Raw genomic sequence first — 12,467 nt, forward strand, 5'->3', positions numbered from 1 at the left:
CCATCGGTGGCCGGTGGCCCGCCGGCCGATGGCTCAGGCGTTCAGGCCCTTCATGCCTTCCTCGCTGTAGCGCTGGCCCGCCGCGATCCCCCGCGGCAGCGCGGCGCCGATCGCCGCCACCTCCGCCGGCGTCAACGCCACGTCGACGGCGCCCAGGTTCTCGCGCAGGTAAGCCTCGCGCTTGGTGCCGGGAATCGGGATCACGTGTTCGCCCTGCGCCAGCAGCCAGGCCAGTGCCAGCTGGGCCGGCGTGCAGCCCTTGTCCGCCGCGAGCCGGCGCACCGTGTCGGCGATCTTCAGGTTGGCCCGCAGGTTGTCGCCCGTGAAGCGCGGATTGAAGCTGCGGAAGTCGTCCGGCGCCAGCGGCGTGGCCGTGTCGAACTTCCCGGTCAGGAAGCCGCGGCCCAGCGGGCTGTAGGCGCAGAACGCCGCGCCCAGCTCCGCGCACGCGGCCAGCAGGCCATCCTCGGGATCGCGCGTCCACAGCGAATACTCGCTCTGCACGGCGGCGATCGGGTGCACGGCGGCCGCGCGGCGCAGCGTGGCCGGTGTCACTTCGCACAGGCCGATGGCGCGCACCTTGCCCGCGTCCACCAGGCCGGCCAGTGTACCGATGGTCTCCTCCAGCGCGGCGCCCGGATCGATGCGGTGCACGTAATACAGGTCGATCGTGTCGGTGCCCAGCCGCGCCAGCGAGCCCTCCACAGCCTGGCGGATATAGGCCGGCGAGTTGTCGATGCGCCGTTCGTACTTGCCCGCCTCGCGCACGATGCCGAACTTGGTGGCCACCCGCACGCCGGCGCGCCGGCCGGCCAGGAAGCGGCCCAGCAGGCGCTCGTTGTCGCCGTTGCCGTACGATTCGGCCGTGTCGAACAGCGTGACGCCGGCGTCATGCGCCGCTTCCAGCGTGCGCAGCGATTGCGCCTCGTCGGTGGCGCCATAGAACTCGGACATGCCCATGCAGCCCAGGCCCAGCGCGGACACGCGCAGGTTTGCGATGGTGCGGTATTTCATGTGGTCCTCCCGTTGGTGTGGATGGCCACATCATGGGCCGGCATGCCGGCGGTGTCCGGCGGGCGGTTGCGGCGGCTGTCGGGATCTTGCTATCCGGGCAGCCAGGATCTCCGTCACGGATTTCCACGTTTGAAAAACCGGTTTTCCGATCCCGCAAATACGGCCGGCGTGTATGGTATCGTTGGACTTTCCATTCCAGAACAACACTCGGATGAGCAAGAGTACGAAACCGGACGCCGCCAGCCCCGCCAACCCGGCCGGCGAGCTCGGCAAATCGCTGCGCGAACTGCGCAAGCAGCGCGGCATGACGCTGAGCGAGGCCAGCGAACGCGCCGGCCTGCCGGTATCCACGCTGTCCAAGATCGAGAACAACCGCATGTCCGTCAGCTACGACAAGATGCTGCGCATCTCGCGCGCGCTCGGCGTGGACATCGGCCAGCTGTTCTCCCCCGAGCCGTCGGTCGCGCCGCCGGCCGGACCCGCGCCCAGCGGGCGGCGCAGCATCACCCGCGCCGGCAGCGGCTATGCCATCGAAACCCCGAACTATGCCCACCTGTATCCCGCGGCGGACCTGCTGAACAAGCGCATCGTGCCCATCATCGCCGAGATCCGCGCCCGCACGCTGAAGGAGTTCGGCGAACTGATCCGCCATCCCGGCGAGGAATACGCCTATGTCCTCGAAGGCACCGTGGAGCTGCACACGGAACTGTACGCGCCCGTGCGGCTGGCGCAGGGCGACTCGATCTACTTCGACAGCGGCATGGGTCACGCCTACCTGGCCGTGGGAGAAGGCGCCTGCAAGGTGCTGTCGATCTGCTCGGGCGATGCCGAGCACCTCATCGAATCCCGCCCCGACATCCTCTAGCCGCGTGCGGTAAAAGTCGCGCCGTCAATACGCGCTGAAAGCGCCGGGCAGGCACGCCGTGCTTGCCACGGGATGCCCGCGTGCCCTATATTTCAAATATAGAAAAACTTTCTTAATTTGAAAATGGAGGTGCAATGCAGGCTCGCAGCGATTTCCTCGTCATCGGCGGCGGCATCGCCGGCGCCTCGGCCGCCTGGTGGCTGTCCCGCACGGCGCGCGTCACGGTGCTGGAGCTGGAAAGCCAGCCGGGCTATCACAGCACCGGGCGCTCCGCCGCGCTGTACATGGCCAGCTACGGGCCGCCACAGGTGCGCGCGCTGACGCTGGCCAGCCGGCCGTTCTTCGACACGCCGCCGCCCGGCTTCACGGACCACCCGCTGCTGACGCCGCGCGGCGCGCTGCTGTTCGCGCACGAGGGCGGCGAGGCGGCGCTGGCCGCGCACGAGGCGCTGGTGCGCTCCGTCTCGGCCGGGGCACGCAGGCTCACCCCCGCCGAGACGCTGGCGCAGGTACCCGTGCTGCGGCCGGAAGGCCTGCTCGGCGCCATCCTCGAAGACGACGCGGCGGACATCGACGTCGATGCGCTGCTGCAGGGCTTCCTGCGCGGCGTGCGCGCCCGCGGCGGCCAGGTCGTGTGCGGCGCCGGCGTGCAGGCGCTGCGCCGCGTCGAAGGCGAATGGCGCGTGCAGAGCGCTGCCGGCGAGTTCCGCGCGCCGGTCGTCGTCAACGCCGCCGGCGCCTGGGCGGACGCGGTCGGCGCGCTGGCCGGCGCCACCGCCATCGGCCTGGTGCCAAAGCGCCGCTCGGCCCTGCTGTTCACCGCGCCGGAAGGCGTGGCGACGGGCCACTGGCCGATGTTCATGGACGCCGCGCACGAGTTCTACGTGAAGCCGGATGCGGGGCTGCTGCTCGGCTCCCCGTTCAATGCCGACCCGGTCGCCGCGCACGATGTGCAGGCGGAGGAACTCGACATCGCCATCGCGATCGATGCCATCGAGCGGATGACGACACTGACCGTGCGGCGTCCGCGCCACGTGTGGGCCGGGCTGCGCTCCTTCGTCGCCGACGGTGAACCGGTGATCGGCCACGATCCGCGGGTCCCCGGCTTCGTATGGGCCGCGGGGCAGGGTGGCTACGGCATCCAGACGGCACCGGCGGCGGGCGAACTGTGCGCCGCGCTGGCGCTGGGCCAGGCGCTGCCGGCATCGCTGGCCGGCGTCGATCCGGCCGCGGTCAGCCCGGCGCGCGCGGGATTGGCGGAAATATCGGACTCAAAGCAGGGCTGAAAAGCGGGCGCCGGTCAGTCCGGCCGGCGCCCCGCGACGCGCATCGCCAGCAGGAACGCCAGCGTGCCGCACACGCTGGTGACCACGCCGACCACGGCCAGCGGCACGGCGATATCGTCCGGCGCGCCGAGCAGGCCAGCGCTGACGCTGACGATGGATGGCGCCACGCCATAGCTCATCAGCAAGGCCACCGCATTGATCAGGCTGATCGACATGCCGCGCAGTTCGTTCGGCACCAGCACGGCCACCGCCGCCGTCGAAGCGATGCCGGTGATCGCGCCGGCTGTCAGCAGCAGCGCGAACAGCGCGGCAAACGCGGTGGCGCTGGGCATCACGGGGAAGAAGGCGGCGGGGATCGACAGCGCCGCGCCGGCGACCGTGCCGAGGAGGATGCCGCTGCGCCCCCGCGCGCGCTGGCCGATGTCGGCCAGGTAGCCGCCGATCGCGGTGCCGACGATGCCGGAACCGAGCAGTACCGCGCTCATCCATCCGCCGAAGTCGGCCGGCGCCTGGTGGAACACGCGGGTCAGTACCGGCACGGCCCAGATGCTGGCCGCCGCGTCGGCCATGCCGATCGTCGTCATGCCCACCACCATCGGGATCATCAGCCGGCGATACGTCCACAGTTCGCGCAGCGCGGCACGCACGTCGCCGGCGCCGGCCGTGCCGGCCTCGCGCCGCGGCGGTTCGCGCAGGGCCAGCAGGGCCAGGCCGGCCAGCGCCATCACGGCCGCGAAGCTGAGCTGGACCAGGCGCCACGGCGTCAGGCCGGCGTCCTGCGCGGCGCCGGGCAGCACGCCGGGCAGCCAGCCCAGCAGCACGCCCACCAGCGCGAACGTGGCGGCGGCGCCGCAGGCCTGGCCGAGGCCGAGCAGCATCAGCGTGCGGCCGCGCGTGCCGGCGTCGGACAGGTCGGCGGCCAGCGACACGGCCGCCGTCACGGCTGCGGCGACCGAGGCGCCGACCAGCATGCGGGCGGCGAACATCATCGCGAAGCCGTGCGCAAAGGCGGTCAGGGCGCTGCCGGCGGCGCAGGCCAGGGCGGCCACCACCAGCAGGCGCGAGCGGTTGGTCGAATCGACCAGCCGGCCCAGCGGCACCGACAGCAGGGCAAGCGGGATGGCCAGCGCCAGGCCCTGGATCAGGCCGATCTCGTTGTCGGTGATGCGCAGGTCGGCGCGCACCAGTTCCTGCAGGGGGCTGAGCACGACCTTGGCGGCGGTGCCCATGAACAGCGTGAGGGCGAGCAGGCCGATCGAGACGTGCGTCAGGTTGACGGCGGGCCGGCGGGGCAGGGCGGTGGCTTGCATGGAGGTCCTATCGGATGAGCGGGTCGGGCACATTGTGCGGCTCGGGCTGGCCGGGCAGGTCGACCTTGGCGGTCGGGTCCTGGTCCAGCGGCCAGATCGGCCGCGCGATCGCGCGGTAGGGAATGCCGGCGATGTCGGCGCTGAGCGTCCCCGGCGTGTCGCAGTACACGGTGGCGGCCGCGATCGGGTCGAAGCCGGCGCGGAAATGCTGGGTCGACTTGACCACCACCAGGCGCCGTGCGCGCACGTCGATGCCCAGTTCGGTGAAACACTCGGGCGAGAAGACCTGCTGGCGCACGGTGTTCAGCACGATGTCGATGCCGGCCGCGCGGATCGCCACGGCCAGGCCGAGGGCGTCGCTGCCCTTGCCGCCCAGGCCCGGCTGGCGCGCGTCGCCGCGCACGCACAGCACCTCGGCCTCCACGTCCACCGGCGTGCCCGAGCGGGGCCCCACCTTGCCGCCGATCCGCAGCGGCAACCGGGCGCCCGTGCCGGCGTCGGCCGCGATGGCGGCGGCCTGCGGATCCCAGAGCATGCCCAGCGCGGCGTTGCCGATGCCACGCTCGAGCAGCGCGCGCAGCACGAAGGTGCTGTCGCCGGCCGCGCCGCCGCCCGGGTTGTCGGCGCCGTCGGCCAGCACCACGGGCCTGCCCGCGCCGTCGATGGCCAGCGCCGCATCGAGCGCCTGCTCCAGCGGCAGGCGTGCCGCGGCGGCGCCGCGCAGCGCGAACATGTCGCGTGCCAGTCGCGCCGCCAGCGCTTGCGCGACCGGCGCGGCGGGCGCATCGTACGCCACCAGCACCGCCGCTCCCGTGTCCGCGGCATCGGACCACGGAAAGCCGTGCATCGCCGACACCGAGCGGATGCCGGGCTGCCGCTCGGCGTCGTGCAGGCCTTGCACGAAGGCGCGCACCGGTCCTTCCGTGGTGCCGAACAGGCCGAGCATGGGCACACGGCGCATCAGCATGCGCGGCGCCGGCGCGCCGGCGGCCATCGCCGCCAGCAGCGCATACAGTTCGGCGCTGCGCTCGGCATAGTCGATGTGCGGATATTCCTTGCAGGCGACCAGCATGGCACCGCTGCCGAGCATGGCCGGCGTGACATTGCCGTGCAGGTCGAGCAGGGCGCCCACCGGCATCGCCGGGCCAGCCTGGGCCCGCACGCGGCCCAGCAGGTCGCCTTCGCAATCGGGATAGCCGTCCGCCATCATCGCGCCGTGCAGCACCAGCAGCACCGCATCGACGGGCCCGGCGGCGCGCAGTTCGGCCAGCAGCTCGTCGCGCAGGCCCTCGTAGACGCCGCGCGCCACGGGGCCGGCGGGCTGGGCCCAGGCGCACATGCCGGCCACCACCTCGTCGCCGCGCGCGGCGGCCACGGCCAGCAGGTCGGCATAGCCGGCGAAACCGCGCGCCTTGTCGCGGCTGGCCGTGTCGCCCGGCAGGTGGAGGATATCGTCGCGGAACGAGCGCAGCGTGGTGGGCAGCGGCGAGAAGCTGTTGGTCTCGTGGGCGAAGGCGGCAAGGAAGACGCGCATTCAGAACTCCCGCGTCAGCATCACGCCGGCCGTGCGCGGGCGCTGCACCGTCATGTTCACGGGCGCGCCGTAGGGCACGAAGCCGGTGCCGCCGGCCAGCTGGGCGCGGCGGTCGAGCAGGTTGTTCAGGTACAAACTGGCCGTGGTCGCGCCGAACGTCATGCCGGCCTGCAGGTTGACCATCGCATATGACGGCAGCACATAGTTGGGCAGCGTGGCATTGTCGTCGAAGCCGGCATTGCGCTTGCCGACGTAGCGGGCGTTGATGCCGGCGTACGCGGGCCGTCCCGCCAGCTCGCCGTTGTAGCGGGCGCCGGCGCTGGCCGACACGCGCGCCGTGTTGGGCAGGCGGGCGCCGTCGCGCGCCAGCCCGGGCGCGTCCTCGGACAGGCGGGCGTCGATCCACGTCAGCGCGCCATCGAACTGCCACTGCGCCGTGGGCCGGTAGCGCAGGTTCAGTTCCGCGCCCTGGATGTGCGCCTTGCCCGCGTTGACGATCACGTTGATGCCGTTGACGGCGTAGAACTGCTGGATATCGTCCCAGCGGATGTCGTACACGGCCGCTTCCACGCCCAGCTTGCGGCCCAGCAGGTCGGCCTTGTAGCCCAGTTCATAGCTCCACAGCTCGTCGTGGTCGAAGGTGGGCGGCGCGGCGCTGGCGCCGGTCTGGAAATCCCTCAGCACCGCGTTCGGGCCGCCCGGCCGGTAGCCGCTGGCGGCCCGCGCGTACACATTGCTGGTGGCATCGAGCGCATAGCGCGCCGTGGCCATGTACGTGGTGCTGGTGTCCTTCGATGCCGACACGATGTCGGTGGCCTCGCCCATCAGCATGCCGGAGGCGCGCTGGTGGTAGTCCTGCTCGTTGCGGGCCACGCGCAGGCCGGCCGTCAGCGCCAGGCGCGGCGTGGGGTTCCACGTCACGTCGCCATAGGCGGCCAGTTCGCGGTACTCGCTGGGCACGCTGGCGCGCAGCAGGTCCGGCCCCGGCGCGGCGGCGGCGCCGGCCAGCGTTGAGCCGACCAGCTGTTCGTTGCCGCCCCGCTGGTCGTCGTAGAACAGGCCGGCCAGCCATTCGACCGTGCGGCGGGCGGGCGACGTGAGCCGGAACTCTTGCGTCCACTTGCGCACCCGCGTGGACTGCTGCACGCCCACGCCGGCCAGGTCCAGTCCCAGCGGCGCCAGCAGCGGCGCATACACGCCCGTATAGTCCAGGCGCAGGTCGATGTCGTTGGTCTGCCGTGCCGTGATCGCGTTCAGCCGCGCCCAGCCGAAGTCGTACTCGATGTCGGCGGCGGCGATGCGTACCTTGATGTCGTACGGTTCGCGCAGCGCGGCGTGGCGGCCCAGTTCGCGCCCGGCGGGCCGGCCCGTGGCGGCGTCGTAGTCCACGTAGTCGGTGCTGTCGCGCCGCGTGTTCTGCGCCGTGGCGGTCAGCCTGATCTTGAGCTTGTCGCCGGGCTCGACCAGCACCGACACGCGGGCGCCGCTGTTACGCCCACCGTTGATGTCGGCCCCGGCCGCCGGCCCGGTGGCATCGATGTAGCCGCCGGACTTGTCGTTGAACGCCGCCACGCGCAGCGCCGCCACGTTCTCGCGCAGCGGCACGTTCAGCACGATGTTTTCCGTGTGGCCGGGCCGGCCGCCCCGGGTGGCGCTGAAGCCGACCGCGGCCTTGCCGGAAAACTCGCGGGGGTTCGGCTCGTTCGTCACGTACTTCAGCAGGCCGCCCATCGCGCCGGCGCCGTACAGCGTGCCCTGCGGGCCGCGCAGCAGCTCGATGTGGTGCAGGTCCAGCAGGGCCATGTCGAGCGAAGTGACGGAACCGAGCGCGAAGGGCGTGCTGGAGCCGTAGGCCACGTCGTCGATATAGGTGCCCACCGTGGCGATGGTCTGGTCGCCGGTCGACACGCCGCGGATGCTGATGCTGCCGAAACCGGCACCGCCGCCGTTCTTCACGTCCACGCCCGGCTGGTCGGCCAGGTAGTCGCTCAGCATCTTCGCGCCCGCCTGCTCGAGCTGCTCGGCCGGCAGCATGTCGACCTGCATCGGCACCTCGCGCGCCGGTTCGCGGCGGCGGTTGGCGGAAACGGTGACGACCTGCGGCTCCGCGGCCGGCGCCGCTGGCGGTGCCGCCTCCGTTTGCGCCGAGGCGGCGCCGGCAAAAGCGAGCGGCAGGAGGGCAAGCGGGAGCAACGCATGAGGATGCAAGACAGGGCGAGGCAAGGCATGGCCGGCGCGGCGCGCGGCGCGGGGAGGGAGACAGGCGGCTGCGTTCATGGAGGTCCTTGAAAACGGAGTTGGTTGCAATGGAGCGTATTCCCGGTTTTCTGACATGTCAATTTTTATTTCTAATATCGAAAAATGTGCTTGCCCGCATTCTCGCAGAGGGCACAGCGGCGAAACGCCAAGTGGGAAAGCACTCATTTTTTCGCGTTTGTAAAAATTTTCTATTTCAGATAAAGTGCTTCGAACCGGACTTGCCGCGCGCCGCCGATCGCCGCCTTCCCGATCGCAGCCCCCAATCGCCGCCATCCAACCGCAGCCAGGAGAATCATGCATACCGTTTCCGCCGACATGGACCACCCGAGCGCGGTGGCCGCCGCGCTCGACCCGCTGTTCGCCCCGTTCAACCGCGCCGATGCCCCCGGCCTCGTGGTCGCCGTGGCCCGCGCGGGCAAGCCCGTCTACCGGCGCGGCTTCGGCCTGGCCAGCGTCGCACTGGGCGTGGCCAACACGCCGTGGACGCGGATGCGCATCGGCTCGACCAGCAAGCACTTCGCCTGCCTGGCCGCGCTGCTGCTGGAGCAGGATGGCCTGCTTGACCTGGATGCGCCGGCCAGCCGCCACGTGCCCGAACTCGCGACGGACGGCGCGATGCCCACGCTGCGCCAGTTCATGAACCACACGAGCGGCCTGCGCTGCGGCCTCGACGCCGGTTTCCTGGCCGAGGGCATGGCGATCCGGCCCGCCGGCAGCATGCTTGCCGGCCAGGTGCGCATGCGCGGCGTGAATTTCGCGCCGGGCGACAAGTTCATGTACAACAACGGCGGCTATCACCTGCTGTCGCTGGCGATCGCGCGTGCCGCCGGCATGCCGTTCGAACGGTTCCTCACGGAGCGGATCCTCGCGCCCCTCGGCATGCACGACACGCTGTCGGTGCCGGACGATTTCGCGGTCCACCGCGGGCTGGCCACGCTGCACGTGGCGCGGCCGGATGGCGGGTACAAGCGCGGCGTGTTCCCCAGCATGGAGCTGCTGGGCGAAGGCGCCATCGTCTCGACACTGGACGACATGCTGCGCTGGCTGGCGCACCTGCGCGGCCCGAAACGCGTCGGCAGCGAGGCAACCTGGGAAAGCATGACGGCGCCCACGCGGCTGGGGAACGGCGTCGCCGTGCCGTACGGGTATGGCCTGATGCGCCACCGGTACCGTGGCGTGGAAGTGATCCACCATGCCGGCGCCGTGATCGGCGGGGCGTGCCAGATGATGACGGTGCCGGCGCACGCGCTCGACATCGTCATCATGAGCAACGGCGCGCCGGTCAATCCCCACGAGCTGGCCAAGCAGGTGGTCGACAAGATGCTGGGGGAAGTGCTGCCGGGTGATGCGCTGCTCGAGCCGGTCCCGGCCAAGGCCGGCAGCGCGTCTTACCGTCGCCTGCTCGGCGCGCGCTACGTGGGCCGGACGTCAGGCCTGGTGATCGGTTTCGCCGATGTCGAGGGTGCGCTGGGATTGTCGCTGCTGAACCTGCCGCCGATGCCGCTGTACGGCGGCGACGGCGGCGACGGCGGCGAACTGCGCCTGCCGTTCGAGGATATCGCGGCCGGTCCGTTCGTGCTCGACGCCCGGGCGCTGGAAGGAGAGGGCGCACCGCCGGCAACGCTGCCGTTCGGCGAGGCCGGCGTGCCCGAACCCTATGACCTGCTGGTGGCACCCGAGGGCGGCCTGCCGCCTTTCGCGGCGGAGCTGGCCGGCGAATACACGGTGCCCGACCTGGACGCGCGCGCCACGGTCGCGCTGGAAGGAGAGGAATTGACGATGCGCGTGCAGGGCCGCTACGGCGCCACGGTGCTGCGCTTCGAGCCGTTCGGGCCGGACCTGCTGGGCTGGCGGATGGAAGGCGCCGACATCCCGCTGCGCGGCATCGCCCACCTGCGCCGCGATGGCGGCGGGGCGGTGACCGCGCTGGTGATCGACACCACGCGCACGCGGGGCATGCGCTTCGTGCGGCAGGCGCGCTGAGACCACGCGCCCTCCTGGCCGCCGAGGCGGCCGGGAGGCCGCATGTTGTGCTTTCTAATGAGAATGCGATATCATTATTGACTGACCGGCCTCCGTGCGCCGGGCCGGCGCCGATCCAGGGCCGTGAATGCTCAATCTTGATAAGGTAGTCGACTGTGAAGAAAAAACGCCTGTGCCTGCTTCTTGGAGCCGCTTGGGCGCTGTCCTGCCAGAGCGCGCGTGCCGAGGATCCCGCGATCGTCATGGGCGAAGTGCGCATCAGTGCCCAGCGCGCCGGCGGCCCGCTGTTGAGTAACCGTGTGCTGACGTCGGTCGACGTGCTGGGGGCCGACAAGGTCGAGGACAAGAACGTGATGAACAGCTGGGAGCTGGTAGGCCAGCTGCCGGGCGTGCAGCTCACCGAAACGCGGATGGGGGCGGAGTCGGGCAAGGCCACGTTCCGCGCCTTCAACGGCGAGGGCTACATCAATGGCATCAAGGTGCTGATCGACGGCATACCGAGCAATGTCAACAGCGGAAACCAGCGCTTCATCGACATGATCTTCCCGCTGGAGATCGACTACATCGAGGTGGTGCGGGGCACCAACGATCCCCGCTATGGCCTGCACAATATCGGCGGCAACATCAATTTCGGCACGCGCCAGGGCGGCAACTACACCGACGGCCGCCTGACCTTCGGCAGCTACGGCACGCGCGAGGCGCAGCTGGCGATCGGCCGCGAAAGCGGTGGCTTTGCGCAGAACTATTTCATCGCCGTGCAGGAGTCGGACGAGTATCGTGGCACCGGTTCGGAAAAATATTCGATCGGCGGCAAATGGTTCGTCACGTCGGCCAGCAAGGCCGTCAAGGCCGGCCTGGTGGTGCGCGCCTACAAGCATGATGCGGGCGAGCCGGGCTTTCTCACCGCGGCCGAACTGGCCGCCGACCGCCGGCAGTCGCCTGCGAAGAACGCCAACGACCGGAGCGAGCGCGAGATGCGTCACGCCAGCGTGCACCTGGACTGGCAAATCTCGCCGGATGCATTCTTCAGCAACCGGGTCTACTACAACAGCTACGATGACGACCGCCGCGTCACCTTCACCAGTAACCCGGCCGGTTCCGCGCCGCGGCAGCGCCGGATCTGGGACGAGCGGCAGGTGGGCTACCTGGGCAACCTGACGTGGCGCGCCAGCGACGCCGTGACGCTCGATGGCGGCGTCAACGCCGAGCAGCAGGACAACCGGTATGGACGGATGCGCTTCGGCTACGCCAGTCCGACCGATTTCGGCACGCCCGTGCTGGTGCAGAACGACGACGCGTACACACTCGACAACGTGGGCGCCTACGTGCAGGCCATCATCCGGCCGACCGGGACGCTGAAGATCGTGCCCGGCTGGCGGGCCGACAAATTCTCCGGCCACAGCACGCTGATGGCGGGCGGAACGGCGCGGTTGCAGGACTATGGCTGGATCAGGCAGCCCAAGCTGAGCATGGTGTACACCCCGGCCGCCGACGTGAGCCTGTACGCCAACTGGGGACGCACGTTCCAGGTCCTCACCGGTTCGGGCGCGCCGGCCTACCTGGCGCCCAGCCAGGCCACGTTCGACGCGTCGATCAACACGGGCAAGGAGATCGGCGTCAAGTTCAAGCCGGCACCGCATACCGAGATGCGCCTGGCCGTGTGGCGGCAGGACGCCACCGGTGAAGTGGCCAACATGCCGGCCACCGGCACCACTGTCGGCCTGGGCGAAACGCGCAGGGAAGGCGTGGACCTGCAACTCTCCGGCCAGGTCGCCGGGCAACTCGACCTGTGGGTTTCGCATTCGCTGCAGAAGGCCGAAGTGGTGAAGGCCTTCACGGCGGCCGGCGCTTCGCTGGCGGGAAAGGAAGTGTTCTCCACGCCGCGCCACATCTCCACGGCCGGTGCCGAGTACCGCGCGTCGGACAGACTGCGCTTCGGCCTGCAGGGCCGTGCCCAGGGCGATTACTTCATCGACAGTCCGAACGAGCAGGGCAAGTTCGGCGGCTTCGTGCTGTTCGACGCCAGCCTGCGCTACCGGCTGTCCGAACGGGCCAGCATCGACGTGCAGGTGAAGAACCTGGCCGACCGGCGCTACGAATACGCGTGGTACGACAATTTCTTCTGGCCAGCCGGCCAGGCCCAGCCGATGTTCTCGTCCGGGCCGGGCCGTTCAGCGTACGTCTCCCTGAACTTCAGGATGTGAGAGGCCTCCAGC

General features: G+C 70.4%; 8 protein-coding genes. 4 read left to right on the top strand and 4 right to left on the bottom strand.

The window, feature by feature from the left end:
* Positions 1-33: 33 nt before the first annotated feature.
* Positions 34-1,014 (bottom strand): aldo/keto reductase, encoded by a 981-nt coding sequence (locus EYF70_RS08215; RefSeq protein WP_131144960.1) that lies wholly within the window; start codon positions 1,012-1,014, stop codon positions 34-36.
* Between the two features lie 211 nt (positions 1,015-1,225).
* On the opposite strand from EYF70_RS08215, the gene EYF70_RS08220 reads away from it, so the two are divergent.
* Both EYF70_RS08220 and EYF70_RS08225 read left to right on the top strand, forming a co-directional pair.
* Positions 1,226-1,879: a helix-turn-helix domain-containing protein gene (locus EYF70_RS08220; RefSeq protein ID WP_131144961.1), complete on the top strand. Its 654-nt coding sequence runs from the start codon at positions 1,226-1,228 to the stop codon at positions 1,877-1,879.
* Between the two features lie 134 nt (positions 1,880-2,013).
* Positions 2,014-3,165 carry an NAD(P)/FAD-dependent oxidoreductase gene (locus tag EYF70_RS08225; protein WP_131144962.1) on the top strand — a complete coding sequence of 384 codons (1,152 nt, stop codon included), beginning with the start codon at positions 2,014-2,016 and terminating at the stop codon, positions 3,163-3,165.
* A 14-nt stretch (positions 3,166-3,179) separates the two neighbouring features.
* Here the strand turns inward: EYF70_RS08225 and EYF70_RS08230 are convergent, their stop codons facing one another.
* From EYF70_RS08230 to EYF70_RS08240, 3 genes are read right to left on the bottom strand one after another with little or no spacing between them, the layout of a single operon-like run.
* Positions 3,180-4,475 carry an MFS transporter gene (locus tag EYF70_RS08230; protein ID WP_165497591.1) on the bottom strand — a complete coding sequence of 432 codons (1,296 nt, stop codon included), beginning with the start codon at positions 4,473-4,475 and terminating at the stop codon, positions 3,180-3,182.
* A gap of 7 nt (positions 4,476-4,482) precedes the next feature.
* Positions 4,483-6,009, bottom strand: a complete 1,527-nt coding sequence (locus tag EYF70_RS08235) for a M81 family metallopeptidase (protein WP_131144964.1) — start codon at positions 6,007-6,009, stop codon at positions 4,483-4,485.
* Positions 6,010-8,286 (bottom strand): TonB-dependent receptor, encoded by a 2,277-nt coding sequence (locus tag EYF70_RS08240; RefSeq protein WP_165497592.1) that lies wholly within the window; start codon positions 8,284-8,286, stop codon positions 6,010-6,012. It abuts the gene before it with no gap.
* 276 nt (positions 8,287-8,562) lie between these two features.
* Between EYF70_RS08240 and EYF70_RS08245 the strand changes: the two genes are divergently transcribed.
* A complete protein-coding gene (locus EYF70_RS08245; RefSeq protein WP_131144966.1) occupies positions 8,563-10,251 on the top strand; it encodes a serine hydrolase domain-containing protein in 1,689 nt (562 codons plus the stop codon).
* A gap of 155 nt (positions 10,252-10,406) precedes the next feature.
* A complete protein-coding gene (locus EYF70_RS08250) occupies positions 10,407-12,455 on the top strand; it encodes a TonB-dependent receptor (protein WP_229420753.1) in 2,049 nt (682 codons plus the stop codon).
* Positions 12,456-12,467: the final 12 nt, after the last annotated feature.

This window comes from Pseudoduganella albidiflava, from assembly GCF_004322755.1.
Taxonomy (GTDB): Bacteria; Pseudomonadota; Gammaproteobacteria; order Burkholderiales; family Burkholderiaceae_D; genus Rugamonas; species Rugamonas albidiflava.